Below are 24,823 nucleotides of genomic sequence, written 5' to 3'. Positions count from 1 at the left end.
ATCCCGTAAGTTTCGGGATCCCTCGTTTGAAAGTTTGTCTCTGTTGAAACAAAGGGCTGTCGTGCGATCTGGGGTCGGTAGGTATTACCGCGGTGATCGTACGACGGAGATGATTGAAAGCTCGCGTGCGTTTCGTATGTTCCCCCGCATGCGCCGTATCGAGTTTGGAGGACATCCCCATGCTTTTGGCAGACTTGAGTAGCGCGACCTACACCACATCCTCGCCGCGATTGTTGTCCAAGTATTCGGCTGCAGCCGACCTGGTTTTGCGCGTCTTCGACCTGACCATGGTCGTGGTTTCCGGACTGATTGCGTATCGCATCGTGTTCGGCTCCTGGGTGCCGGCGGCGCCGTATCGGGTCGCGATCGCCACCACCTTGTTGTATTCGGTGATCTGCTTTGCGCTGTTCCCGCTGTATCGCAGCTGGCGCGGTCGCGGGTTGTTGAGCGAGTTGTTGGTCCTGGGTGGTGCGTTCGGTGGTGTGTTCGCGTTGTTCGCGGTGCACGCGCTGATCGTGCAGGTGGGCGAGCAGGTGTCGCGCGGCTGGATCGGCTTGTGGTTTGTCGGTGGTCTGGCTTCGTTGGTGGCGGCACGCACGGTACTGCGCGGCTTTCTGAACCATCTGCGCACGCAAGGCGTGGACGTGCAGCGTGTGGTGGTGGTCGGTTTGCGCCATCCGGTGATGAAGATCAATCACTACCTCAGCCGCAATCCCTGGGTCGGCATGAATCTGGTCGGCTACTTCCGTACGCCGTACGACATCGCCGTGACCGAGCAGCGGCAGTCGCTGCCGTGCCTGGGCGACCCGGACGCGTTGATCGAGTATCTGAAGGACAACCAGGTCGAGCAGGTATGGATCTCGTTGCCGCTGGGCGAGCGCGATCACATCAAGCAGTTGCTGCAGCGTCTGGATCGTTATCCGATCAACGTCAAGCTGGTGCCGGATCTGTTCGACTTCGGTCTGTTGAATCAGTCTGGCGAGCAGATCGGCAATGTGCCGGTGATCAATCTGCGTCAGGGCGGTGTGGATCGCGACAATTACTTCGTGGTCGCCAAGGCGCTGCAGGACAAGATCCTGGCCGTGATCGCGCTGATGGGACTGTGGCCGTTGATGGCCGCGATTGCGGTGGGCGTCAAGATGAGTTCGCCGGGTCCGGTGTTCTTCCGTCAGCGTCGTCATGGCCTGGGCGGTCGCGAGTTCTACATGTTCAAGTTCCGCTCGATGCGCGTGCATGACGACCACGGCACCACCATCCAGCAGGCGACCAAGAACGACACCCGCATCACGCGCTTCGGTTCGTTCCTGCGTCGCAGCAGCCTGGATGAGTTGCCGCAGATCTTCAACGTGCTGGGCGGCAGCATGTCGATCGTGGGCCCGCGTCCGCACGCCGCGCAGCACAACACGCATTACGAAAAGCTGATCAACCATTACATGCAGCGTCACTACGTCAAGCCGGGGATCACCGGTTGGGCACAGGTGAACGGTTTCCGTGGCGAAACCCCCGAACTGCGTACGATGAAGAAGCGTATCCAGTACGACCTGGACTACATACGTCGTTGGTCGCTGTGGCTGGATATCCGCATCATCGTGCTGACTGCGGTGCGGGTGTTCGGACAGAAGACCGCGTACTGATGATGGTGGGTAGTGTGCGACCTGGCGCGTCCAGCGCCGCGGGCGGCTGCATCGCAGCCGCCCCTTTCAAGCAGGCGTCTGCATGCTGATCCAAATGAGCGAGGAGACCCGCGTTCGCTGGCATAACCTGCTGATCGAACTGACGCTGTTGGTCGGCGTGGGTTACAACCTGGTGCTGGCGCTGATCAACGCGAACGTGTTCACGGTGCGTCCGGTGATCACCTACGCGGTCGAATTCATCATCTACGCCGCGTGCTTCCTGCTTGGCCTGGGCTCGATGAGCCGCAAGCGCATCGCGTTGATCATCAGCGGGTTGGGGCTGATCGTCAGCTTGATGTTCGTGCGCTTTCTGGTGAACTGGCAGATCGATCCCAAATTTTTCCGTGATGCCCTGGTGGTGTTTGCGTTTGTCGTGCTGGGTTCGGCCTATACCGGGTCAGTGCCCAAGCTGTTCGTGCGCATGACGATCATCGTCTCGCTGGTTGCCGCCTTCGAGCTGGCGATGCCAAGCGCGTACGGCGATCTGGTCAATCCGAAGAGCTTCTTCGTCAATGCGCGTGGCATGAGCGCGGAAGGCTTCTGGAACGAAGACAGCAATCTGTTCGTCAGCGCCACGCGGCCGGGCGAACGTAACTTCCTGCCGGGCTCCAACCTGCCGCGCGCCTCCTCGATGTTCATCGAGCCGGTGACGATGGGTAACTACATCTGCTTTTTCACCGCAATCGTGTTGGTGTTCTGGCGTTGGATGCGGCCGTCGATGCTGATTCTGTCGGTCGGCTTGATCGGTTTCATGATCGTTGCCTCCGATGGACGGCTCGCGGCGGGCACCTGTGTGCTGATGGTGTTGCTGTCGCCGCTATTGAAGCGCCTGGATCAGCGACTGGCGTTCCTGGTGTTTCTGGTGGTGATCATGACCGCGTGGTTGTTGGTGTGGATCACCGGGATCACCGCCTATCAGGACAACACGATGGGGCGGATATTCTTCACCGTTTATTCGATGAACAACCTGTCGTTCGAGTCCTGGATGGGCCTGGATTTTGCGCAGGCGTATCGCTACTTCGACAGTGGTATTGCCTACTTCATCGCATCGCAGTCGATCGTCGGCGTGCTGGCGTTTCTGTTGTCCTATTCGTTCCTGCTGCTGATGCCGAGCAAGGAAGGGCAGCTGTTCAAGAACCTGGCGATCTTTGCGTTCGCGCTGAGTCTGCTGGTGTCCAACGGCTACTTTTCGATCAAGACCTCGGCGCTGTGGTGGTTCGTGTGTGGCTGCATGTGGCACATGCTGCCGACCTGGTCTGCTGCAACGGCGGCTAACGTGAGCAAGCAGGATCCAGCCGACGATGGCGGGCAGCTGCCATTGCCTGCGGGAGGGGCGCGATGAATCTGGCGGCGACGCAGGCACAGCAGCCGGTCTTGCCGACTGCCGGCGCACACGTCGCCACCCCACAACGCGGTCGCGATTTGCGTATCGATGCCGCCAAGGCGATCGCGATTTTGCTGGTGGTGTTTTGCCACGCCAAGGGTGTGCCGCACGGCATGACCTTGTTCGCCTACAGCTTCCATGTGCCGCTATTTTTTCTGGTCTCCGGCTGGCTGGCCTCCGGGTACGCCTCGCGCGCTACCGGGCTGTCGCAGACCTTCAGCAAGCAGGCGCGCAGCCTGTTGTTGCCGTATGTGGTGTTCTATCTGCTTGGCTATGCGTATTGGCTGCTGACACGCAATATCGGCGAAAAGGCGGCGCGCTGGGGCAGTCACCCGTGGTGGGAGCCGATCGTGGCCATGTTCACCGGGATCGGCCCGGACCTGTACGTGCAGCCTCCGCTGTGGTTTCTGCCGGTGATGCTGGTGACGGTGGTTGGTTACGTGCTGCTGCGCCGCTGGCTGTCGCCGGTGGTGATTGCGGTGGCGTCGCTGGTCGTGGCCTGGTTCTGGATGCACTGGTTCCCGGCACAGGGTGTGCGGATTTTTTTCGGGCTGGATGTGCTACCGGTGTCGCTGTGCTTCTATGCACTTGGCGCCTTGCTGATCCACCTCTCGCCGCACCTGCCGAAGTCGTTGGTTGGGAGCGTGCTTGCGACGGTAGTGCTGGCGATTGCGGTTGCCTGGCTGGCTGATGTCAACGGCCGGATCGACGTCAATATGCTGGAATTCGGCCGCAATCACGCGTTGTTTCTGTTGAGCGCGGTGCTCGGGTCGCTGATGGTGATCTGCGCCGCGCGGTTGGTGCAAGGCTGGGCATGGGTGCAGTGGATCGGGCGCAATACGTTGTTGATCCTGTGCACGCACATGCTGGTGTTTTTCGTGCTTTCCGGTGTTGCAGCACTGGCTGGCGGATTCGGTGCCTCGCGTCCGGGGCTCGGCTGGGCGTTGTTCGTCACCATCTTCGCGTTGGCCGCATGCGTGCCGCTGCGCTGGTTCCTGATGCGTTTCGCGCCGTGGACATTGGGTGCCCGCCCGGTGGCGGCATGACCGGTACCGCGCCATGACGACCGCGCCGTACTCCACTGCAGCCAGGCACGACAGCCCGGGGGCCAGGGCCACGCCAGCACCGGCGTTGACCCGCGATTGGCAGATCGATGCAGCAAAAGCGCTGGCCATCGTCCTGGTGGTGTTGGGGCATGCCAGCGGCATGCCGGCGGCCTACAAGCTGTTCGCCTACAGCTTTCACGTCCCGTTGTTTTTTGTGCTGTCCGGCTGGGTGGGCGAGCGCTTCGGCCGCCGTGCAATGACGGTGGCGACGATCAAGAAGTTGGCGCGCACGCTGCTCATTCCCTACCTTGCGTTCTTCCTGGTGGCCTACGCTTGCTGGATGTTGATGGGAGTGACCAGCCGCGCGGCGCATCCATCGCACAGCTTGCCGTGGTGGGACCCGTTTGCGGGTCTGTTCTGGGCCAACGGCGCAAGCCTGTATGTGCTTCCGGCGCTGTGGTTTTTGCCGGCGCTGTTTGTCACCACGCTCGCCTACATTGCATTGCGCGCGCGTTTGAGTACGACGGTGCTGGCTGCGACCTGCCTGCCGCTTGCCTTGGCATGGGCCGGCTGGTTCCCGTCGCTGCAGCTCCGGCTTCCGTTTGCGTTGGACGTGTTGCCGGTCGCGCTGTTCTTCATCGCCGTTGGCGGCTGGCTATCGCGCTACGCCGATGCGCTGCGGTCGCTTGGCGCCATGGCATGGGCGTTGGCACTCCCGGTGCTGGCAGCGGCCTGGTGGTGGTTGGCGGCATGGAACGGACAAGTGGATGTGAACAATCTGCAGTTCGGGCAGTCCGCTGCGGTGTTTTTGCTGGTCAGCCTGCTGGGCACGGCGATGACCTTGTGCGTTGCCTACTTCGTTCGGCAATGGCGTTGGCTGCAGTGGATTGGCGCCAACACCTTGCTGATTCTGTGCACGCATACGTTGGTGTTTCTGGTACTCACCAGCGTGGTGGCACGCACCGGTGTGATCGCACCCAGCATGATCGGCACGCCAGCATGGGCGATGAGTTTGTGCACGGCGGCGATTGTTGCCAGTGTGCCGATGCGTGCAGCGTTGGTGCGCATTGCGCCGTGGATGTTGGGGTTGAAAGGTAAATGACGAGCTTCCAGAATCATCAGCCGTCGCAACACGCAGTTGCGCGTTGTGGGCACAGGAGATTGGCGTAATGAAAGTGGTGCATGTTGTCCGCCAATTCCATCCTTCGATCGGAGGCATGGAGGAAGTCGTTCTCAATGTGGCCCGTCAACATCAGGCCAATAGTGCCGATACGGTGGAGATCGTGACGTTGGACCGGGTGTTCACCGATCCAGGCGCGCAACTTGCTGCGCAGGAAACGCATCAGGGCCTGCCGATCCGGCGCATTGGCTATCGCGGTTCGTCGCGCTACCCGTTTGCGCCATCGGTGCTCAATGCGATTCGCTCGGCGGATCTGGTGCATCTGCATGGCATCGACTTTTTCTACGATTACCTTGCGCTGACCAAGCCGCTGCATGGCAAGCCGATGGTGGTGTCCACGCATGGCGGGTTTTTCCATACCGCCTACGCATCGCGCATGAAGCAGCTGTGGTTTCAGACGCTCACCCGCAGCTCCGCGCTGGCGTATGCGCGGGTGATCGCCACCAGCGAGAACGATGGCGAACTGTTCGCCAAGGTCGTTTCGCCGGCGCGCCTGCGGGTGATCGAAAACGGGGTGGACGTTGAGAAATACGCGGGGCAGGGTGCAACGACGCCGGGACGCACGCTGCTGTACTTCGGACGCTGGTCGGTGAACAAGGGGCTGATCGAAACCCTGGAGTTGCTGCAGGCCGCGCTCAGGCGCGACCCGCAGTGGCGGCTGATCATCGCCGGCCGCGAGTACGATTTGAACGAGGCCGATCTGCGCAAGGCGATCGCCGAGCGTGGCTTGCAGGACAAGGTGCAGCTGAGCATGTCGCCTTCGCAGGAAGAGCTGCGGGCGTTGATGCACCAGGCGCAGTTCTTCGTGTGTCTGTCGCGGCATGAAGGGTTCGGCATTGCGGCGGTCGAGGCGATGAGTGCGGGCCTGATTCCGATCCTCAGCGATATCCCGCCGTTCGTGCGTCTTGCCGGCGAGTCCGGTCAGGGCGTGATCGTCAATCGCGACAGGCTCGAGATAGCGGCCGATCAGGTGCAGGCGCTTGCGCTGCAGTCGGATGCTGACTTCGATACGCGTCGTGCCGCATCCATGGCATATGTGAGCCGCTACGACTGGAAGCATGTGGTGGGGCGCTATATCGACGAATACCACACCGCGCTGGGCACGCGCCGCGCGCAGGAGGCGGTGCGATGAGTGCGCTTGCGTCTCCCTCGCTGACGCGTGCAGCCACGCAGCCGCAGGTCACCGTGCTGTTCTCCACCGAGAAGCCCAATGCCAATACCAATCCGTATCTGACTCAGCTCTACGCTTCGTTGCCGGATGCGGTGCAACCGCGCTTCTTCTCGATGCGCGATGCGTTGTTGTCGCGTTACGACGTACTGCATCTGCATTGGCCGGAGTATCTGCTGCGTCATCCGAGTGCTGCCGGCACGTTGGCCAAACAGGTGTGTGCGGCGCTGTTGTTGCTCAAGCTGCAACTGACCGGCACGCCGGTGGTGCGTACCTTGCACAACCTGGCGCCGCACGAAGATCGCGGTTGGCGTGAGCGCAACCTGTTGCGGTGGATCGACCGTTTGACGCGTCGCTGGATCCGCATCAATGCGACCACGCCGCCGCGACCGCCATTCACCGACACCATCCTGCATGGCCACTACCGCGATTGGTTCGCGACCATGCAGCAGGGCAGTACGGTGCCGGGGCGGCTGCTGCACTTCGGTTTGATTCGTCCTTACAAGGGTGTGGAAACGCTGCTGGATGTGATGCGCGAGGTGGACGATGCGCGCTTGAATCTACGCATCGTCGGCAACCCCGCCACGCCGCAGATGCGCACGCTGGTGGAGGATGCCTGCGCGCAGGATCCGCGCGTCACCGCGCTGCTGGCCTATGTCGAAGAACCGGTGTTGGCGCGCGAAGTCAGCCAGGCCGAGCTGGTGGTGTTGCCGTATCGGCAGATGCACAACTCAGGCACGCTGCTGCTGGCGTTATCGCTGGCGCGCCCGGTGCTGGCACCGTGGAGCGAGTCGAATGCGGCCATTGCCGAGGAAGTCGGCCCGGGCTGGGTGTTTCTCTATGAAGGCGATTTCGATGCAGCGCTGCTGACCGGCATGCTGGACAAGGTACGCGCCGCGCCACGCGGCCCGGCACCGGATCTTTCGCAACGTGATTGGCCACGGATCGGGCAGTTGCACTACCGCACCTACCTGGAAGCGCTCGGCAAGGATGGAGACGCCGCGCTGTGACCGCAGAGATCCCAACGATGACATCCCCAACGCCGCCCCCACCACGCAGCCTCGGTTCGCGTGCCGCCGGTGGCGCAGCGGTGACCATGATCGGCCAGTCCGCCAAGATGGTCGTGCAGTTCGGCGGCATCATTTTGCTGGCGCGGTTGCTGACGCCTTACGACTACGGCCTGATGGCGATGGTCACCGCGATCGTCGGTGCAGCCGAGATCCTGCGCGATTTCGGTCTGTCCGCCGCTGCCGTGCAAGCCAAGCATGTCAGCCGCGAACAACGCGACAACCTGTTCTGGATCAACAGCGGTATCGGCTTGTCGCTATCGGTGGTGGTGTATGCCTCTGCCCACCTGATCGCCAATTTCTACAAAGAGCCGGCGCTGGTGATGATCTCGCAGGCACTGGCAGTGACCTTCCTGATCAACGGCATGACCACGCAGTACCGCGCGCATCTGAGCCGTGGCCTGCGCTTCGGGCAGGTGGCGTTGAGTGATGTCGGTTCGCAGGTGCTGGGCTTGGTTGCAGCTGTTGCTGCGGCGTTGCTCGGTTGGGGTTACTGGGCGCTGGTGGTGCAGCAGGTGGTGCAAGCCAGCGTCAATTTCTTGATCGCCGCGAGTTGCTCGCGCTGGTTGCCACGCGGCTACCAGCGTGCCGCGCCGATGCGCGATTTCATGAGCTTCGGCTGGAATCTGATGGCTGCGCAGTTGCTGGGATATGCCAGCCGCAATGTCGGCCAGGTCATCATCGGTTGGCGGACCGGCCCCGATGCGCTGGGCCTGTACAACCGCGCCTTCCAATTGCTGATGATGCCGTTGAACCAGATCAACGCACCGGCGACCAGCGTGGCGTTGCCGGTGCTGTCGCAGCTGCAGGACGACCGCGAACGCTTCAACGCTTTCCTGCTGCGTGGGCAAACGGTAATGGTGCATTTGATCTTTGCACTGTTCGCCTTTTCCTGTGCGCTGGCGATGCCGTTGATCGTGCTGGTGCTTGGCGAGCAGTGGCGCGATGCGGTTCCGTTGTTTCAGGTGTTGACCCTGGGCGGAATTTTCCAGACCGCGTCCTACGCCACCTATTGGGTCTTCCTGTCCAAGGGATTGATGCGCCAGCAGCTGATTTATTCGCTGGTCGGTCGCATCGTGCTGATTGGCTGCATCTTTGCCGGCTCGCGCTGGGGCGCGATGGGCGTGGCGATCGGCTATTCGTTCGGGCTGCTGTTGATCTGGCCGTTGTCGCTGGTCTGGATTGGCAAGATTTCCGATGCGCCGGTGCGCTCGCTGTTCACCAACGCCTTGCGCCCGATGGTGGCATATGGCGTGGCTGGTGGCTGCGCCTACTACGCCTCAGTCGTGGCTGGTGGCCCGTTGTGGCAGCAACTTGCCGCTGGGGCGGGCGCGATGGCAGCCGTCTGCCTGCTGGCCCTGGCGATCTGGCCGGCGTTCCGCCGCGATGTGCTGTCCATCGTCAACATCCGTAAATTATTGACCCAGGCCAAGGCACGCCGATGAGATCGTCACTGTCTCCGCCTGCGTTCGTGCATGCTTTCTCCCACTCATCCATAGGACACGGCCCATGAGCGACACACCCGCCGCCGCTACCGGCATTGCCCGGCCTTGCTATCTGGTCTTGTCCGCACACGATTACCGCACGCCGCGCCGCGCCAATATCCATTTCATTACCGATCAGCTGGCGTTGCGCGGGACGACGCGATTCTTCTCGCTGCGTTACAGCAGGCTCTCGCGCATGAAGGGCGACATGCGACTGCCGCTGGACGAAACGGCGAACACCGTCGTCTCGCACAAGGGGGTCGACTGCTATCTTTGGCGCACCACGGTGCACCCGTTCAATACACGCCGCGCGTGGCTACGTGCGGTCGAGGATGCGATGTTTCGCTGGTACGCCGCGCATCCACCGCGTCAGTTGCTTGACTGGATGCGCGAGGCGGACGTGATCGTATTCGAGAGTGGCATTGCAGTTGCCTTCATCGAGCTCGCCAAGCGCATCAATCCTGCGGCCAAGCTGGTCTATCGTGCATCCGATGCCTTGAGCACGATCAATGTGGCTTCCTACATCGAGCGCGAGTTCGACCGTGTTGCGCCAACGCTCGATGTGATCGCACTGGTATCGCCAGCGATGGCCGAGGAAGTGGCAAGCCGCGACAACGTCTATCACGTCGGCCATGGCGTGGATCACAACCTGGACCAGCTGGGCGACCCATCGCCGTATGGCGAGGGCATCCATGCGGTGGCAGTAGGCTCGATGTTGTTCGATCCGGAATTCTTCGTCGTCGCCAGCAAGGCCTTTCCGCACGTCACCTTCCATGTGATCGGCTCGGGCATGGGGCGTCATCCTGGTTACGGCGACAATGTGACGGTCTATGGCGAAATGAAACACGTCGAGACCATCGGCTACATCAAGCACGCCCGTTTCGGTATTGCGCCTTATGCATCCGAGCAGGTGCCGATCTATCTGGCCGACAGCTCGATGAAGCTGTTGCAGTACGATTTTTTTGGGCTGCCGGCAGTCTGCCCGAACGTCGTCGTCGGGCCCTATCAGTCGCGTTTCGGCTACACTCCGGGCGACGCTGATTCGATCATTGCTGCAATCGGGCTGGCATTGGAAGCGCCGCACGTGCGCTATCGCCAGTGCCTGAATTGGTCCGATACCACCGATCGCGTGCTCAATCCCGGTGCGTATCCAGAGACCCGGTTGTACCCGCACAACACCGGCGCAGCCGCGCGCACCTCTGCGGAGGCTGCGCTTTCGCATTGATGCGGCGCGCTCACTCGTTTTTTAAAGGAGATCCCTCACGATGGCCAACGCTTTACTGCAGAAGTGGATAGAACATGCCGAACGTCGTGCACTGTTCTGGTGGCAGCCGAAAAACGCTGGCGTCAACATGGGGGATCACCTGTCCAAGGTGATCGTCTCCTGCGTGCTGTCCCTGCAGGACAAAACGCTGATTGAAAAGCGCGATCTCAGCAAGAAATTGATCGCGATCGGCTCGGTGCTGCACTTCGCCAAAGATGGCGACACCGTCTGGGGCAGTGGCATCAACGGCAAGATTCCGGCCGAACGCAACACCTTCAGTACGCTCGACGTGCGTGCGGTGCGTGGGCCGAAGACGCGCAAATTCTTGATGGAGCGCGGCATCGCGGTGCCCGAGGTCTATGGCGACCCCGGTCTGCTGACGCCGATGTTCTTTCCCGCCGATGCGCTTGGCGCGGTAAACAAGCGTCCGTTCGCCATCGTTCCGCACTTCAACGAGCCGGTCGAAAAATACAGCGCGTATGCCGACCATCTGGTGTTTCCCAACGTCAAGCCTGCGACCTTCATGAGCGCCTTGCTGGGTGCCGAGCTGGTGATTAGCAGCTCGCTGCACGGGCTGATTCTGGCCGAGGCGTACGGGATCCCGGCGGTATATCTGGACTGGGGCAACGGCGAAGACCGCTTCAAGTACGACGACTACTACAACGGTACCGGACGCACGCAGTGGCATTCGGGCAATAGCGTGGAAGAGTGCCTGGATCTGGGCGGCAATGGCGAGTTCGACCTGGCGAGTTTGCAGGCCGGATTGCTGGCCGCATTCCCTTACGACCTTTGGTGATTCGATGATGCAGGGCCAGCGCGTGGAAACCGAAACGACGACCTCCGCCAATGCCGCGCCACCCCAAGGCGTGGTGATTCCGCTTGGCGGTTTTCCGGTGTTGTCCACGACGCAGGAAGCCTTTGCGCTGGAGTTGTTCCATGCGCTGGCGGCGCAGCAGCGGCGCCGGGTGTTCTTTGCCAACACCAATTTCATCGTGCAATGCCAGGCGTTGCGCATGCGGATGCGCGAGCCCAGCGTGCGCATCGTCAATGACGGGATCGGGATGGATCTGGCCGCGCGGCTGATCCACGGCCGCCGCTTTGCCGGCAATCTCAATGGCACCGATCTGATTCCGTATCTGTGTCGCCACGCTGCGCATCCGCTCAAGTTCTTCCTGCTCGGCGGGCGCCCGGGCGTGGGCAAGACCGCGGCCGCCACGCTGACCGGCACGCTGGGGCAGCAGGTGGTGGGCATGTGCGATGGCTACGGCGAGTTTGCCGCGGCGGGCGAGGGCCTGGCCGAGCGCATCAACCGCTCCGGCGCCGATGTGCTGCTGGTGGCCTTCGGCAACCCCTTGCAGGAGCGCTGGATCCTCGATCACAGCCAGGTGCTGACGGTGCCGCTGGTGTTTGGTGTTGGCGCGCTGCTGGACTTCCTGTCCGGCACCGCCAAGCGTGCGCCCGACTGGGTGCAGCGTCTGCATATGGAATGGATGTATCGGCTGCTCCACGAGCCGCGCCGTCTGCTCAAGCGCTACAGCTGGGATCTGCTGGTGTTCTTCCGCACCTGTCTGCGTGCTGGCAAGCATTTACCCTGATGCACGGCGGCGCGCTGCCCTAGCATGTGCGCATGCATCCAACCGCCGCCGACCTGATTCGCTCGCTCGACCTCGCCCCGCATCCGGAAGGCGGGCATTTTCGCCGTGTGTATGCATCTGCGCGTGAGGTGACCGATGGCGGGCACACGCGTCCCGCGCTGACCGCGATCCGCTTTCTGCTCAGTGCCGGCGAATGCAGCGCCTGGCATCGCGTGGACGCCGAGGAAAGCTGGCATTGGCAGCAAGGCGATGCGCTGGAGCTGCTGATCTACGATGAGGCCAGCGGGCAGTTGCAACGCCTGACCCTGGATGCGGCCGAGCGCGGTGAGCCGATGCACGTGGTGCCGGCCGGCTGCTGGCAGGCAGCACGCTCGCTTGGCGATTTCACCCTGGTGGGTTGCACGGTCTCGCCCGGGTTTGTGTGGGAAGGGTTCGCGCTGCTCGACGATGCCTCGCCGCTGGCCGCGCAGTTGGCAGCCCTGATCCCGCGCTGAGCCACGGTTGCGCCTGCCATGCCGAACGCTTCCCTAACGCGGCGGCTTTGGGCTTGGCGTAATGTCCGCGTCTCACACAGGGGCGACAGGTGATGCGACGCAAGGGGGCGGTGTGGGGAGTCGGATTGATGCTGGTGTCGCTGCTGGCGGCGGCCAGCGATAGCACCACGCCGAAAGTGGCTGCGCCATCGCCATCGCCACCGGCGGTGGTCGATCTGGAAGCGATGGTGGTACGCGGCGTGCAACCCGGCCCTGGCTTGTGGAAGGTCAGCAAGGGCGATCATGTGTTGTGGATCCTGGGCACCTTGTCGCCATTGCCGAAGCGGTTGCAGTGGCAGTCGACCGAGGTGGAAACGATCATCGGGCAGTCCCAGCAGGTCCTGATGGCGCCGACCGTGCAGATCGATGCGGACATGGGATTTTTCGGCAAGCTGACCTTGCTGCCGTCCGCGATGAAGGCGATGAAGAACGAAGACGGCCGCGAACTACGCGAAGTGTTACCGGCCGATCTGTATGCCCGTTGGAGCCTGGCCAAGGCACGCTATATCGGTGGCGATCGGGGTGTGGAGCGCAAGCGCCCGATGCTTGCCGCCGGTGAGTTGTATCAGGCGGCGATCAAACGCTCCGGCCTTGCCCGTTCGCCGGTGATCTGGTCGGTGGTGGAGCGTGCCGCCAAGCGCGCAGGTATCAAACCGACACCTACGGCGCTGGACTACACGATCAAGGACCCGCGCCAGGCCATCAAGGAATTCCGTGCCGGCGGCATGGACGATACCGCGTGCTTTCGCAGCATTCTGGTAACAGTGGAGCGCGACCTGCCCACGATGGTCGAGCGCGCCAACGCATGGTCGGTGGGCGATATCGAAGCGCTGCGCCAACTGCCGCGCGAAGATCCGCAGGCCGCCTGCATGAGCGCGATGGCCAGCTCCGGTGCGGCCAGGGCGCGTGGTATCGACGATCTCGAACGCCGCATGCGCGAGCACTGGCTGAGCATTGCGACCACCGCGCTGCAGCGCAATCGCAGCACCTTCGCGGTGCTGCCGATCAGCCGGCTGACGGCGCCGGATGGATATCTCGCACGGCTGCAGGCGATGGGGTATGCGGTGGAGGCGCCGTAAGCGCAGCAGGTTCGATGTCCGCTCCTAAGGCTTGATCGGCCGTGCCATGGCCTTCTTCGTCTGCAGGCGATGCGCAGCGTGCGATCGATCGAGTCGGTCAACGCCAGCCACGTTATGCTGCGCGCCTTGTCCAATGAGACCTCCGCGTTGAACGCATTGCCGCTGCGCATTCTGGGCACCGGGCGCCATGTCCCCGCGACGGAGGTGACCTCGCAACAATTGGACGCGCGCTGGCAGTTGCCGGCGGGCACCACGTTCGCGCGCTCGGGTGTGGCCAGCCGCCATTACGTGGGTGAGGGCGAGACCGCATCGTCGATGGGCGCCGCCGCCGCGATCCAGGCGCTGGCCAGCGCCGGCATCGAGGCCGGCGACATCGATTGCCTGATCTCGGCCTGCAGCGTCATGGAGCAGCCGATTCCCTGCCAGGCGGTATTGATCCAGCGCGCGCTTGGCCTGGGCGATTCGGGCATTCCCGCGTTCGACGTCAATGCGACCTGTCTGAGTTTTCTGGTGGCATTGGACATGGCCGCCAATGCGCTGGCGCTCGGGCGCTACCAGCGCGTGTTGATCGTCTCCAGTGAAGTCGCATCAGGCGGCCTGGATGTATCGGCGCCGGCGACCGCCGGGCTGTTCGGCGATGGTGCCGCTGCAGTGATCGTGGGGCGCAGCGCGCCAGATGAAGGCTCGGCACTGCTGTCCAGTCGCCTGTCCAGTTATGGCAGTGGCGCCGATCTGTGCCGCATTCGCGGCGGCGGCACGCGCTATCCGCGTGGCGAAGACAGTGCGCCCGATGCTGCGCGCACCTTCAGCATGGATGGGCGCGGCGCCTACCGCTTCGCTGCGCGTTACCTGCCTGCCTTCTGGGAGCAACTACTGCGCGAGGCGGGCACCACCACAGACGCCTTGCGCTGCTTCGTGCCGCATCAGGCCTCCGGCGGCGGTCTGGATCATGTGGTGCAGGCCTTGGGGCTGCGCGCCGACCAGGTGATTCGCATCCTGCATGCCACCGGCAATCAGGTCGCCGCATCGTTGCCGCACGCCCTGCATCACGCGCGGATCGAGCAGCGTCTGCAGCGCGGCGATCTGTTCGCACTGCTCGGTACCGGCGCCGGGCTGGCGATCGGCGGCATGGTGCTGCGGTACTAGGGCGTGTGCTCACTTCCCGAACAGGACTCGCACTGATGCCGCCGCGTGTGTCGCTGGAGTTGCTGCGCATCGGCCATTGCCGCCATTGCGAGCGCATGGTGCGTGCGGACGGGCACTGGCATGCGGTGGAGTTCCCGGCATTGAGCGTGCTGATTCGGCATCCGCAGCGTGGGGCGCTGCTGTACGACACCGGCTATGCCGCGCATTTCTTTCGCGCCACCGATCCCTGGCCCGAGCGCCTGTACCGCTGGGCCACGCCGGTGAGCTTGCCAGCGCACGAAACGCTGGGCGCACAGTTGGCGCGTCGCGGCGTGCAGCTGGAGGAGATTGCCTGGTGCCTGATTTCGCACTTCCATGCCGACCATGTCGGCGGTCTGCGCGATCTGCCGAAGGCGCGCTTCATCTGCCTGCGCGCGGACTACCACCAGCTGCGCAGATGTTCGCGCATTGGCGGCCTGCGCCGCGCCTTGTTGCCGCAGCTGCTACCGGCCGATTTCGATCGACGGCTGCAGTTCGCCGAACAAGCGCCAGTGCGCGCGCTGACCGGTGCCTGGCAAGGGTTGGGTGAGGCCTACGATCTGTTCGAAGACGGTAGCGTGCTGGCGGTGCCGTTACCCGGACACGTGCCTGGGCAGATGGGCCTGTGGTTACGCGATCAGCACGACCGCGAGGTGTTGCTGTGTGCCGACGCGGTGTGGTCGTCGGCGACGTGGGCAACGCTGCAGTGGCCAGCATGGCCCACGCGTCTACTGATGCACGATTGGGCAGCGTTTCAACGCACCGTGCATCAGTTGCACGGGCTGTCGCAAGCGCATCCTGAGCTGGCGATCCTGCCTTCGCACTGCCAGCCCAGCCTTGACCGTTATCAACCGGAGTGGCGATGAGCCTGCGCATTCTCGTGACCGGCGCGTCCGGTTTTGTCGGTGGTTCGTTCCTGCGGCGTTTCCAGGGGCAGACGGGTGTGGAGATTCATGGCATCGGTCGCCGCGCCAGCGATCTACCCAACTACCACCGCATCGATCTGAGCCGGCCGTTCTCGCTGCAGTGGCAGCCGGATGTGGTGATTCATGCAGCGGCACTGGCATCGCCGTGGGGCACGCGCGCACAGTTCCAGCTGCATAACGTAGAGGCCACCGCCAACGTCATCGATTTCTGCAAGCGCAATGGCTGCCCGCGTCTGCTGTATGTGTCGTCGAGTTCGGTGTTCTATCGCGAGGCGCATCAATACGACCTCACCGAGGACAGCCCGATCGGGCCGGCGTTCGTCAATACCTACGCGCAGACCAAATATCTGGGCGAAACCTTGCTCGATCACTATCCAGGCGAGAAATCCGTGCTGCGCCCACGCGCAGTGTTCGGGCCGGGAGATACGGTGCTGTTCCCGCGCGTGATCGCCGCTGCGCGCAAGGGCGCGTTGCCACGTTTTGTCGGCCAGACCCAGCCGGTGATCGGCGATCTGATCTATATCGATACGCTATGCGATTACCTCTATCGCGCGGCCACCGCGCCGCACTTGCAACCGGCCTACAACCTCACCAACGCCCAGCCGGTGGATCTGCAGCAGCTGCTAATGGACTTGCTGACGCGCCTGCAGCTGCCGTTGCCGCAGCGCGAGGTACGTATCGCAACCGCGCTGCGCATGGCCAGCGTGGTGGAGGCGGCCTACCGCCTGCTGCGACTGCGCGGCGAACCGCCGATCACCCGCTTCGGCGTTGGCGCGTTCGCCTATTCCAAGACCTTCGATCCACGACGTACGCTTGCCGATCTCGGGCAACCCAGCGTTGGTCTGGAAGAAGGTATCGAGGCGTTCGTGCGTTGGCAGGCGGCGCAATGGGCGTAGCCGCACTGGCGTTGGCAGTGGCCTATCTGGCGGTACTGATGGTCAAGACGGCTGCGGTGCTGTGGGTCGTGCGCGGTGCGTGCGCGCGGCCATCGAGCGATGCCGCTGCAACCCAGGCGGAGGTCGCGATATTGCAGCCCATCCTGGGCGGCGACGCGCATTTGCAGCAGGTGCTTGCCGCCAACCTGCAGGCATTGCCGGAGGCGCATTTCATCTGGCTGCTGGATGCGGAGGATTGCGCAGCAAAGACGGTGGCCGATGCATTGGTGACGTTGTATCCGCAGCGATGCATCGAGCGTGTGCTGGTGCCCCCCGCGCCACCTGGCATCAATCCGAAGGCATGGAAGCTCGACTATGCGCTGCCGCATGTGCGTGCACCGATCAGCCTGATCCTCGACGACGATGCGCAGCTGAGCAACAGCGCGCTCGCACAGTTGTTGCAGGATCTGACCCACGCCGATGTGGTCACTGCGCTGCCGTATTACCAAGACAGCACTACGATGGCTGGACGCCTGCTGTCGCAGTTCGTCAACAACAATGCGGCGCTCACCTATCTGGGCTGGCTGCCGTTCGCCGCGCCGTTGACCATCAACGGCATGTGCTATGCGGCACGCACCGAACAACTGCGCGCCTGGGGCGGGTTTGCCGCGTTGCTGGAGCAGCTGACCGACGATCTGGCGTTTGCAACACTGGTGCGTGAGCGCGGGGGGCGACTGTGCCAATCCACCGCGCCGGTGGCCATGTGCACTGCGATGCCGGATCTTGCGAGTTACATGCGTCAGATGCATCGGTGGATGTTGTTCGCACTGATCCTGCTGCGCCGTCAGACAGTGAGCGTACGCAGCGCAATCATTGTGTCGCAAGGGCTGCCGCCGCTATTACTGCTGGCCTTGCTGCTGTCTGTTTGCGTACAGCCAACGTGGCTGGCAATGGCGTGTGCGCTGACCACAGTGCCGTTGCGTGCCTTGCTGCTGTGCCTGGTGCAATGGCGGGTCACCGGTGCACTCCGTCACCGGGCATTGCTGTCGGTGTGCGCGGAATGTCTGCAGCCGCTGCATCTGCTGCATGCTGCTGTGGTGCGCACAATCCGCTGGCGTACCCGGCGTTACCGCGTGCTGCCGGATGGCCGTTTTCGTGCCGATTGACAGCGCCGCGCTGCAGATCGCCTTCCTCACCGGGCAAAGCGATCCGCAGCGCTGCGCATTGAGCATCGAACAACAGCACTTCTTGCAGCAGCTGCAAGGACCGGGCCGGCGGCTGATCGACTGCAATTATCCGTATCGCCCAGATAGCGCGGCACATCGGCGCACGCCGCTCTGGCGTGCCAGTGTGTCCAATGCGCGCCAATATCTGGCGGCACGCTCTGCACGCGTTGCGGACGCCGATCGCACGCGGGTTGTGGCGCTACTGGAGCAGGCGCCGATGACGGCGCTGTTGGCCGGCAGCTGCGGCCTGCAATTACTCACTGCATTGCAGCTTCCGCAGGCGCTACGTGCGCGTCTGGCGGTGTTCGCCTACGGCCCTGTCTGCACCGCGCCCGCGTCGTTCGGGCAGCTGCGCGTGCTGCAAGGACAGCGCGATTGGATCTCGCGCGCGCTGTTCGGCGCTGCGGTCGATCTGGCGCCCGCGTGCGGGCATATGGATTACCTGCGTAATGCGGCGGTGCTCGCCGATTGCCAGGCGTTCATCGCGCGGCTCGAACACGCCGTGCAGGGGAGGGCAGATGCGCATCGATCTGATCGCGCCGCCATATAGCGGGCACCTGCATCCGATCCTTGCGATCGCCCGTCAGCTGGCGCCGCATCACCAGGTACAGGTCATCAGCACGCCAGCGGCGCAGGCGCGCATCCGTGCATGCGGGCTGAGCGCAGTCAGCGTGCTGGATGCGCAAGCCGACCGGCTGTTGCTGGAGATCGCCAACCCACCGCATGCGGTGGGCCACAACCCGTTGCGCTTGCGTCGACAACTGCACAACGCGCTTGGGTTGATGGCGCGGATGGGGGATGTGCTGAATGCGCACTGGCGCGAGCGCAGGCCGGACCTGGTGATCGTCGATTTCACCTTGCCCAGCGCGGGGCTGGCGGCGCAGGCGATGGACATCGCGTGGTGGACCAGCATGCCGTCGCCGTGCGTGATCGAAACAGTCGACGCGCCTCCGGCGTATTTCGGCGGTCTGTTGCCGGCGACCACAGTAACGCAGCGGATCTGGCATGCGATCGCGCGGCGTTTGACGCGTGGGTTCAAACGAAGCTTGCATGCCTGTTATCGGCGCCAGATGCAGGCCTGCGGATTGTCGGCGATCTATCGCAGCGATCGCAGCGAAGCGGTGTATTCGCCGCAGTGCATCCTGGCGCTGGGTCTGCCGTCGTTCGAGTTGGCGCAGCGCTGGCCTGCGGCGGTACGCTTCGTCGGGCCGCAGTTGTGTACGCCGCCATCGGCAGTTGCGTCGCCTGAGTTCGTCGCTGGGCAGCGGCATGTGCTGGTGACGCTGGGCACGCATCTGCAGTGGGTCAAACACCGCATGGATGCGGTGCTGCGCGCGCTGGCACCGCAGTTCCCGGAAGTGATCTTCCATTTCAGCGATGGCGATACCGCGGCGCCACAGCAGCAGGCGCACGGCAACTATCAACGTCTGCCGTATGTCGACTATGCGCACCACCTGCATCGCTACGCGCTGGTGGTGCACCACGGCGGCGCCGGCATTCTGTACGCCTGCCTCGCTGCCGGCTTGCCATCGATCGTGTATCCGCTGGACTACGATCAGTTCGACCACGCCGCACGCCTGCAGGTCGCCGGAGCAGCCTGGTGGTTGCGTGAGCTGGACGAATTGCCTTCGCTTTTACGAGAGGCGCTTGGCACGAGCGAGCTGCCGTCAGGCGTGCGTCGATTGCAAACGGAGCTGCACGCCATCGACGCGCAGGCGCGCATCGTGCGGTTGGTGAATGCGTTTGCGCAGACCGGTGTGGTGCCGCAGGTCTGATGCGTCGCCACGCGAGATCGGTCGCGCATTGCGTCAGCGCAGCCGCGTCAACACGATGCGTGGGTCGCGGTTGATACGGGCAGGCGAATCTCCAATCGCCTGCCGGGACTGAACATCCAAGAGCGGCTCACAAAACTGCCAAGGGTGCGCAGCCGGCTGATCTGCCGCTTGGTTGCAGGGCCCTTGCCCGCCCACCATCGCGGGACACGCCGCAAGTACGTCCTTGTAGGCTTTGTAGGCTCTTACGCGGCATCCATGCCGCGTAGGGTCCCGCGCCGGTTGGCGGGCAAGGGCCAGTCGAGAGGTCGGGGTGCGTGGTTGCGGGCAGTACGCGCGGCGTGACGTTGACCGCGAGCCTCAGCCCGCAGCAGCATTCAACGACAGCGCCTTGCTGGCCATCAGCTGCGGCCAGCGCTTGAGCACGGCGGCACGGATACCGGCCTGGTCGATGCCAGCGTCGGCCAGCAGGTCTTCGCGGCTGGCGTGGTGCTGGAAGCTGTCGGGCAGGCCCAGGTGCAGCATGGGCATGGTGATGGCTTCGGCATTGAGCAGCTCTGCCACACCGGAGCCGGCACCACCGGCGACGACGTTGTCTTCGATGGTGACGAAGCCTTCGTGGCTCTTGGCCAGTTCCAGCAGCATGGCTTTGTCGAGCGGCTTGACGAAGCGCATGTTGACCACGGTCAGGCCGAGTTCGCGCCCGACCGCTTCTGCCGCATCCACGCTCGCGCCGAAGCCCAGCAGCGCGATGCGTGCGCCGCTATGGCGCAGCTGCGCCTTGCCGATCGGCAGGGTGGTGAGCGATGTGTCGAGCGCACTGCCCGGGCCTGTGCCACGCGGGTAGCGCACAGCTGCCGGGCCTTCGTAGCGCACGCCGGTGGTCAGCATCTGGCGGCATTCGGCTTCGTCTGCCGGCGCCATGACCACCATATGCGGCACGCAGCGCAAGAAGCTCAGATCCAGATTGCCGGCATGGGTGGCGCCATCCGGGCCGACTACGCCGCCGCGGTCGATTGCGAACAGCACGTCCAGCTGCTGCACCGCCACGTCGTGCACCAGCTGGTCGTAACCGCGCTGCAGGAACGTGGAATAGATCGCCACCACCGGTTTTGCGCCCTGGGTCGCCATGCCGGCGGCCAGGGTGACCGCATGTTGCTCCGCAATCGCCACGTCGAAATAACGCTGCGGATACTCCTTGCTGAAACGCACCAGGCCCGAGCCTTCGCGCATTGCCGGTGTGATCACCAGCAGCGTCGGCTCGGCGGCGGCCATGTCGCAGACCCAGTCGCTGAAGACATCGGTATAGGTCGCCTTTTTGGCGCCGGCCTTGGCAATCAGCCCCTTGCTCGGGTCGAAGGGACCCACCGCGTGGTAACCGATCTGGTCGCCTTCGGCCAGCTCGTAGCCCTTGCCCTTGGTAGTGATGACGTGCAGCAACTGCGGGCCCTTGAGCGTCTGCAAGGTCTTCAGTGCGCCGACCAGGCTGGGCAGGTCGTGGCCGTCGATCGGGCCGGTGTAGTGGAAGCCCATTTCTTCGAACAACGTGGACGGCACGAACATGCCTTTCCAGTGTTCTTCCCAGCGCCGCACGAAGCGCGCGGTGGGGTTGTTCTTCTTGTCGCCGAGGATCTTCTTGCCGCCCTCGCGGATCGCGTTGAGCGTGCGGCTGCCGCTGGCACGGCCCAGCATCTTGGTCAGCCCGCCGACCGCTTCGGAGATCGACATGCGGTTGTCGTTGAGGATCACCAGCAGGTTCGGCTCCGGATCCATGCCGCCGGCGTGATTGAGCGCCTCGTAGACCATTCCGGCGGTCATCGCACCGTCGCCGATCACCGCCACCACCTTGCGCTCGTCGCCGTTGCGCTGCGCGGCGATCGCCATGCCGAGCGCGGCCGAGATCGAGGTCGACGAATGGCCGACGCCGAAGGTGTCGTAGATGCTTTCTTCGCGCTTGGGAAACGGCGCCACGCCGTCCTTCTGCTTGACCGTGTGGATCTGGTCGCGACGGCCGGTGAGGATCTTGTGCGGGTAGGTCTGATGGCCCACGTCCCACACCAGCTGATCGACCGGGGTCTGATACAGGTAGTGCAGGGCGACGGTGAGTTCGATCACACCCAGGCCGGCCGCGAAGTGCCCGCCGCTCTTGCCCACCGACTCGATGAGGTAGGAACGCAGTTCTTCGGCGATCGCCGTGAGGTCGGCCTCGTCGAAGCGACGCAGATCGTCGGGGGTCTGGATGCGCGACAGGCGCGGATAGCGGGTGGAATCGATCATCATCGTGTCAATGTTCTGAAGCCATATTGTCCTCCCCATGCGAAGGCCCGGCAAGCAAACCGGTTCAGCTGTCAGCGGAAAGTGATGGCTGCGCTCGCCGCCACTGCTGGCGGGCGCAGTGAACGCCTGCGCATGCGGCAATCTGCCGCACCCGCTTGAACGCGCAGATGCACGCTGGGCGCGCGAACGCCAGGCGCTGGGAGTTCGTGGCTGGAACGACAGTGTGCTGGTCAGCCGGCACGATGGATGCCTGGCTTTGCGCGTGCCCATTACTGCGTCATCGCTCAGGCGTGGACCCAGGTCCACTCAATCGCTCTTGTTGAGCCCGAACACGTGCAAGCCCGAGCGATCTGCGCGGGGATGGATGACACGCGCTACAGCGACAGCTTGGAGCGCTTGGGCAACTGCGCGCGCAGGAACGCCATCTGATCGGAGAGGATATTGCGGTTGGAGAGGATCAGATGTTCGATCCAGCTCGGCCGATACGGCACCGCCAGCAGCGGCATATGTGCCTGCTGTGGCGTGCGGTTGGCCTTGCGCGAGTTGCACTGGAAGCACGCAGTGACCACGTTCTCCCAGGTATCGCGGCCGCCCTTGGACACCGGCATGACATGGTCGCGGGTCAGTTGCGGGCGGCTGAAGTGCTGGCCGCAATACATGCACAGCTGCGAGTCGCGTGCGAACAGCGCGGTGTTGCTGAGGGTCGGCGTCGGGTCCAATGCACGCGACCGGGCATGCCCGCGTGCGGCGATGATGGGATGCAACGTCAGCGTGCTGCGCTCGCCGGTGAGCCGCGAAATGCCGCCGTGGATCTCCATGCAGGGCTCGCCCAGCGTCCAGGACACCGCGTCGCGTGCGTACAGGCAGGCGGCGTCCTGCCAGTTGATCCAGTCCAGCACCCGGCCATGCGCATCGAGCGAGAGCAAGCGCAGCGTGGGCAGTTGCTGGATCGCAGCGACAGCGCTGCCCGCGACCGGAGCTGGGGAGCCTCCGGGGACGATCACATCACCTGCGTGCGTGTCTGTCTCCATCGGGAAAACAGCTTATACCCGATCGTTGACAGTTTGTGTATTGCAGCGAACCGCTTTGGCGCGCGTCTTGCAATCGGAGGGTCAGCACGTCCCCGCCCGGCCGCGATGCCGCCGTGCTGCGTCACCCATCTTCGGACGCGTTGCAGGCCTTGTTTAGCCGTAGGAGCGCACCCGGGCGCGACGTCTCGCCAATCGGTAATGCCTCGTCGCGGCCAGGTCCGCTGCTACGACAGCGGCAGCCCGCCGAGATGATGGCGCTTGCTCAGGCTTGGCCGAACAACTCCGCTTCCAGCGTCATCAAGGGGGCGGCGCCGCTGCGGATGGTGGCGGCGTGGGTGAGCGTGCGTGGCAGCACGCGCGCGAAGTAGAAGCGTGCGGTCTCGCGCTTGGCGCGTTTGAAATCCTCGCTGTGCGCGGAGGCATCGGCAGCGGCCACGCTGCGCGCCCACCAGTAGGCCAGCACCACGTAGCCGGAATAGAACAGATAGTCGTAGCTGGCAGCGCCGAGTTCGTCCGGGTTGCGGGCGGCGCGATCGAGCACGTCGCGGGTCAGCATCGCCCACTCGCTGGCCTTGTCGCGCAGCGGTTTGATGAACTCGGCCAGCGCCGCGTTGCCTTGCTGCGCATTGGCGAAGGTTTCCACATCGGCCAGGAGCAGCTTCAAGCCCGCAGCCTGGCTGGCGGCGGTCTTGCGGCCGATCAGGTCCAGTGCCTGGATGCCGGTGGTGCCTTCGTAGATGGTGGTGATGCGTGCATCGCGGGCCAGTTGCTCCATGCCGTATTCGCGGATGTAGCCGTGGCCACCGAAGCACTGCAGCGCGTGGTAGGTGTTCTCGATCGACCATTCGGTCTGGCAGGCCTTGGAGATCGGGGTGAGGAAGCTCACCAGCATCTCGGCATCGGCGCGTTCCTGTTCGGTGGCGCCATGGTGGCTGATGTCGACCAGGCTGGCCGCGTGCAGCGCCAGCAGGCGGCTGCCTTCGGTCAGCGACTTGATGGTGAGCAGCATGCGGCGCACGTCCGGGTGCACGATGATCGGGTCGGCCGGCTTGTCGGGGAACCTGGCACCGCTGAGCGCGCGCGATTGCAGACGCTCGCGGCTGTAACGCAGCGCATTTTGATAGGCGCGCTCGGACAGGCCGATGCCCTGCAGGCCCACGCTCAGGCGTGCGGTATTCATCATGGTAAACATGGCCTGCAGGCCCTTGTGCGGCTGGCCGACCAGATAGCCTTGCGCGCCTTCGAAATTCATCACGCAGGTCACCGAGCCCTTGATGCCCATCTTGTGCTCGATCGAGCCGCAATGCAGCGCGTTGCGCTCGCCCACGGTGCCGTCGCGGTCCACCTTGAATTTGGGGGTGACGAACAGCGAGATGCCTTTTGCGCCGGCCGGTGCATCGGGCAGCTTGGCCAGCACCAGATGCACGATGTTGTCGGTGAGGTCGTGCTCGCCGGCAGTGATGAAGATCTTGGTGCCGGTGATGGCGTAGCTGCCGTCGGCGTTGGGTTCGGCGCGGGTCTTGAGCAGGCCCAGGTCGGTGCCGCAATGCGGCTCGGTCAGGCACATGGTGCCGGTCCAGCGGCCGTCGATCAGCGGCTTGAGAAAGACGTCCTGCTGCCAGGTTTCGCCGTGCTGACGCAGCGCTTCCATCGCGCCGTGCGAGAGCAACGGGAAGTTGCCCCAGGCCAGGTTGGCGGCGTTGATCATCTCGCTCAACGGCACGCCCAGCGTATGCGGCATGCCTTGACCACCGAATTGCGTCTCGGCGGTGAGCCCGTTCCAGCCGCCTTCCACGAACTGGTCATAAGCCGCGCGAAAGCCGGGCGGGGTAGTCACCGCACGGGTGCTCTTGTCGAACGCACAGCCGATCTCGTCGCCGATGCTGTTGAGCGGCGCCAGCACCTGCGAGGTGAAGCGGCCGGCTTCTTCGAGCACGGCGTCGATGATGTCGGCGCTGGCATCGGTGTAACCGAGCCGGGCGAACAGGGCTTGCGCACCGAGTACGTCGTGCAGGGCGAAGCGGAAATCGGTCAGCGGGGCGGTGTAGCTGCTCATGCGGAGTCCTTCAAACGAGTGCG

At 63.9% G+C, this 24,823-nt stretch carries 21 protein-coding genes; 18 read left to right on the top strand and 3 right to left on the bottom strand.

The genetic code is table 11. From position 1 onward, the window contains the following. Positions 1 to 179: 179 nt before the first annotated feature. From NYR97_RS21835 to NYR97_RS21750, 18 genes are all read left to right on the top strand, one after another. The gene (locus tag NYR97_RS21835) at positions 180 to 1,634 is read left to right on the top strand and encodes an undecaprenyl-phosphate glucose phosphotransferase (protein WP_023904402.1); all 1,455 of its coding nucleotides are present in this window, start codon (positions 180 to 182) and stop codon (positions 1,632 to 1,634) included. 94 nt (positions 1,635 to 1,728) lie between these two features. After that, on the top strand, positions 1,729 to 3,015 hold the full coding sequence (locus tag NYR97_RS21830; RefSeq protein ID WP_205394812.1) for a polysaccharide biosynthesis protein GumE: 1,287 nt from the start codon (positions 1,729 to 1,731) through the stop codon (positions 3,013 to 3,015). Continuing rightward, complete coding sequence (locus tag NYR97_RS21825; protein ID WP_316695771.1) at positions 3,012 to 4,103, top strand: acyltransferase family protein; 1,092 nt, start codon at positions 3,012 to 3,014, stop codon at positions 4,101 to 4,103. Before NYR97_RS21830 ends, NYR97_RS21825 begins: the two co-directional genes overlap by 4 nt. Before the next feature lie 13 nt (positions 4,104 to 4,116). Beyond that, on the top strand, positions 4,117 to 5,205 hold the full coding sequence (locus NYR97_RS21820; protein WP_316695769.1) for an acyltransferase family protein: 1,089 nt from the start codon (positions 4,117 to 4,119) through the stop codon (positions 5,203 to 5,205). A gap of 67 nt (positions 5,206 to 5,272) precedes the next feature. Beyond that, positions 5,273 to 6,415 (top strand): glycosyltransferase family 4 protein, encoded by a 1,143-nt coding sequence (locus tag NYR97_RS21815; RefSeq protein ID WP_316695768.1) that lies wholly within the window; start codon positions 5,273 to 5,275, stop codon positions 6,413 to 6,415. Next, positions 6,412 to 7,461 (top strand): glycosyltransferase, encoded by a 1,050-nt coding sequence (locus tag NYR97_RS21810; protein ID WP_205394406.1) that lies wholly within the window; start codon positions 6,412 to 6,414, stop codon positions 7,459 to 7,461. Before NYR97_RS21815 ends, NYR97_RS21810 begins: the two co-directional genes overlap by 4 nt. 17 nt (positions 7,462 to 7,478) lie before the next feature. Then, positions 7,479 to 8,963 (top strand): lipopolysaccharide biosynthesis protein, encoded by a 1,485-nt coding sequence (locus tag NYR97_RS21805; protein WP_043889285.1) that lies wholly within the window; start codon positions 7,479 to 7,481, stop codon positions 8,961 to 8,963. A 64-nt stretch (positions 8,964 to 9,027) separates the two neighbouring features. Next, positions 9,028 to 10,227: a GumK N-terminal domain-containing glycosyltransferase gene (locus NYR97_RS21800; protein WP_006449128.1), complete on the top strand. Its 1,200-nt coding sequence runs from the start codon at positions 9,028 to 9,030 to the stop codon at positions 10,225 to 10,227. A gap of 40 nt (positions 10,228 to 10,267) precedes the next feature. Beyond that, positions 10,268 to 11,062: a polysaccharide pyruvyl transferase family protein gene (locus NYR97_RS21795; protein WP_006449127.1), complete on the top strand. Its 795-nt coding sequence runs from the start codon at positions 10,268 to 10,270 to the stop codon at positions 11,060 to 11,062. A 4-nt stretch (positions 11,063 to 11,066) separates the two neighbouring features. After that, positions 11,067 to 11,861 (top strand): WecB/TagA/CpsF family glycosyltransferase, encoded by a 795-nt coding sequence (locus tag NYR97_RS21790; protein ID WP_316695764.1) that lies wholly within the window; start codon positions 11,067 to 11,069, stop codon positions 11,859 to 11,861. 32 nt (positions 11,862 to 11,893) lie between these two features. After that, positions 11,894 to 12,355 (top strand): cupin domain-containing protein, encoded by a 462-nt coding sequence (locus NYR97_RS21785; RefSeq protein WP_316695761.1) that lies wholly within the window; start codon positions 11,894 to 11,896, stop codon positions 12,353 to 12,355. 92 nt (positions 12,356 to 12,447) lie between these two features. After that, positions 12,448 to 13,473 carry a TraB/GumN family protein gene (locus NYR97_RS21780; RefSeq protein ID WP_316698439.1) on the top strand — a complete coding sequence of 342 codons (1,026 nt, stop codon included), beginning with the start codon at positions 12,448 to 12,450 and terminating at the stop codon, positions 13,471 to 13,473. A gap of 114 nt (positions 13,474 to 13,587) precedes the next feature. Next, a complete protein-coding gene (locus NYR97_RS21775) occupies positions 13,588 to 14,619 on the top strand; it encodes a 3-oxoacyl-[acyl-carrier-protein] synthase III C-terminal domain-containing protein (protein WP_316698436.1) in 1,032 nt (343 codons plus the stop codon). A gap of 35 nt (positions 14,620 to 14,654) precedes the next feature. Then, the gene (locus NYR97_RS21770) at positions 14,655 to 15,503 is read left to right on the top strand and encodes an MBL fold metallo-hydrolase (protein ID WP_316695759.1); all 849 of its coding nucleotides are present in this window, start codon (positions 14,655 to 14,657) and stop codon (positions 15,501 to 15,503) included. Continuing rightward, complete coding sequence (locus NYR97_RS21765; RefSeq protein ID WP_205394413.1) at positions 15,500 to 16,459, top strand: NAD-dependent epimerase/dehydratase family protein; 960 nt, start codon at positions 15,500 to 15,502, stop codon at positions 16,457 to 16,459. Before NYR97_RS21770 ends, NYR97_RS21765 begins: the two co-directional genes overlap by 4 nt. Further along, a complete protein-coding gene (locus tag NYR97_RS21760; RefSeq protein ID WP_316695756.1) occupies positions 16,450 to 17,604 on the top strand; it encodes a glycosyltransferase in 1,155 nt (384 codons plus the stop codon). Before NYR97_RS21765 ends, NYR97_RS21760 begins: the two co-directional genes overlap by 10 nt. Continuing rightward, the gene (locus NYR97_RS21755) at positions 17,582 to 18,214 is read left to right on the top strand and encodes a hypothetical protein (RefSeq protein ID WP_316695753.1); all 633 of its coding nucleotides are present in this window, start codon (positions 17,582 to 17,584) and stop codon (positions 18,212 to 18,214) included. The genes NYR97_RS21760 and NYR97_RS21755 overlap by 23 nt, the downstream gene beginning before the upstream one ends. Next, a complete protein-coding gene (locus NYR97_RS21750) occupies positions 18,183 to 19,439 on the top strand; it encodes a glycosyltransferase (RefSeq protein WP_316695752.1) in 1,257 nt (418 codons plus the stop codon). The genes NYR97_RS21755 and NYR97_RS21750 overlap by 32 nt, the downstream gene beginning before the upstream one ends. A gap of 357 nt (positions 19,440 to 19,796) precedes the next feature. Here NYR97_RS21750 and dxs read toward each other — a convergent pair whose 3' ends face one another. The 3 genes from dxs to NYR97_RS21735 all read right to left on the bottom strand — a co-directional run bounded on the left by dxs (position 19,797) and on the right by NYR97_RS21735 (position 24,800). Continuing rightward, on the bottom strand, positions 19,797 to 21,713 hold the full coding sequence (dxs, locus tag NYR97_RS21745; protein ID WP_316698434.1) for a 1-deoxy-D-xylulose-5-phosphate synthase: 1,917 nt from the start codon (positions 21,711 to 21,713) through the stop codon (positions 19,797 to 19,799). A gap of 374 nt (positions 21,714 to 22,087) precedes the next feature. Next, positions 22,088 to 22,744: an HNH endonuclease gene (locus tag NYR97_RS21740; RefSeq protein WP_316695751.1), complete on the bottom strand. Its 657-nt coding sequence runs from the start codon at positions 22,742 to 22,744 to the stop codon at positions 22,088 to 22,090. Positions 22,745 to 23,006: 262 nt separating this feature from the next. Continuing rightward, positions 23,007 to 24,800, bottom strand: a complete 1,794-nt coding sequence (locus NYR97_RS21735) for an acyl-CoA dehydrogenase C-terminal domain-containing protein (RefSeq protein WP_316695749.1) — start codon at positions 24,798 to 24,800, stop codon at positions 23,007 to 23,009. Positions 24,801 to 24,823 lie beyond the last annotated feature (23 nt).

The sequence above is a fragment of the Xanthomonas hydrangeae genome, from assembly GCF_032697525.1.
GTDB classification, from domain to species: domain Bacteria; phylum Pseudomonadota; class Gammaproteobacteria; order Xanthomonadales; family Xanthomonadaceae; genus Xanthomonas; species Xanthomonas hydrangeae.
The sequence above is the reverse complement of the archived record's forward strand: the minus strand, read 5'-3'. Positions and strand labels throughout refer to the sequence as shown.

Excerpts from the sequence above, each read along its gene's own strand:
- NYR97_RS21795 (WP_006449127.1), top strand. The coding sequence starts at position 10,268 with ATGGCCAACGCTTTACTGCAGAAGTGGATAGAACATGCCGAACGTCGT.
- NYR97_RS21810 (WP_205394406.1), top strand. The coding sequence starts at position 6,412 with ATGAGTGCGCTTGCGTCTCCCTCGCTGACGCGTGCAGCCACGCAGCCG.
- NYR97_RS21820 (WP_316695769.1), top strand. The coding sequence starts at position 4,117 with ATGACGACCGCGCCGTACTCCACTGCAGCCAGGCACGACAGCCCGGGG.
- NYR97_RS21740 (WP_316695751.1), bottom strand. The coding sequence starts at position 22,744 with ATGGAGACAGACACGCACGCAGGTGATGTGATCGTCCCCGGAGGCTCC.
- NYR97_RS21735 (WP_316695749.1), bottom strand. The coding sequence starts at position 24,800 with ATGAGCAGCTACACCGCCCCGCTGACCGATTTCCGCTTCGCCCTGCAC.
- NYR97_RS21780 (WP_316698439.1), top strand. The coding sequence starts at position 12,448 with ATGCGACGCAAGGGGGCGGTGTGGGGAGTCGGATTGATGCTGGTGTCG.
- NYR97_RS21765 (WP_205394413.1), top strand. The coding sequence starts at position 15,500 with ATGAGCCTGCGCATTCTCGTGACCGGCGCGTCCGGTTTTGTCGGTGGT.
- NYR97_RS21760 (WP_316695756.1), top strand. The coding sequence starts at position 16,450 with ATGGGCGTAGCCGCACTGGCGTTGGCAGTGGCCTATCTGGCGGTACTG.
- NYR97_RS21825 (WP_316695771.1), top strand. The coding sequence starts at position 3,012 with ATGAATCTGGCGGCGACGCAGGCACAGCAGCCGGTCTTGCCGACTGCC.
- NYR97_RS21835 (WP_023904402.1), top strand. The coding sequence starts at position 180 with ATGCTTTTGGCAGACTTGAGTAGCGCGACCTACACCACATCCTCGCCG.
- NYR97_RS21775 (WP_316698436.1), top strand. The coding sequence starts at position 13,588 with ATGCTGCGCGCCTTGTCCAATGAGACCTCCGCGTTGAACGCATTGCCG.
- NYR97_RS21815 (WP_316695768.1), top strand. The coding sequence starts at position 5,273 with ATGAAAGTGGTGCATGTTGTCCGCCAATTCCATCCTTCGATCGGAGGC.
- NYR97_RS21800 (WP_006449128.1), top strand. The coding sequence starts at position 9,028 with ATGAGCGACACACCCGCCGCCGCTACCGGCATTGCCCGGCCTTGCTAT.
- NYR97_RS21785 (WP_316695761.1), top strand. The coding sequence starts at position 11,894 with ATGCATCCAACCGCCGCCGACCTGATTCGCTCGCTCGACCTCGCCCCG.
- NYR97_RS21805 (WP_043889285.1), top strand. The coding sequence starts at position 7,479 with ATGACATCCCCAACGCCGCCCCCACCACGCAGCCTCGGTTCGCGTGCC.
- NYR97_RS21830 (WP_205394812.1), top strand. The coding sequence starts at position 1,729 with ATGAGCGAGGAGACCCGCGTTCGCTGGCATAACCTGCTGATCGAACTG.
- NYR97_RS21750 (WP_316695752.1), top strand. The coding sequence starts at position 18,183 with ATGCGCATCGATCTGATCGCGCCGCCATATAGCGGGCACCTGCATCCG.
- dxs (WP_316698434.1), bottom strand. The coding sequence starts at position 21,713 with ATGATCGATTCCACCCGCTATCCGCGCCTGTCGCGCATCCAGACCCCC.
- NYR97_RS21755 (WP_316695753.1), top strand. The coding sequence starts at position 17,582 with ATGGCCGTTTTCGTGCCGATTGACAGCGCCGCGCTGCAGATCGCCTTC.
- NYR97_RS21790 (WP_316695764.1), top strand. The coding sequence starts at position 11,067 with ATGATGCAGGGCCAGCGCGTGGAAACCGAAACGACGACCTCCGCCAAT.
- NYR97_RS21770 (WP_316695759.1), top strand. The coding sequence starts at position 14,655 with ATGCCGCCGCGTGTGTCGCTGGAGTTGCTGCGCATCGGCCATTGCCGC.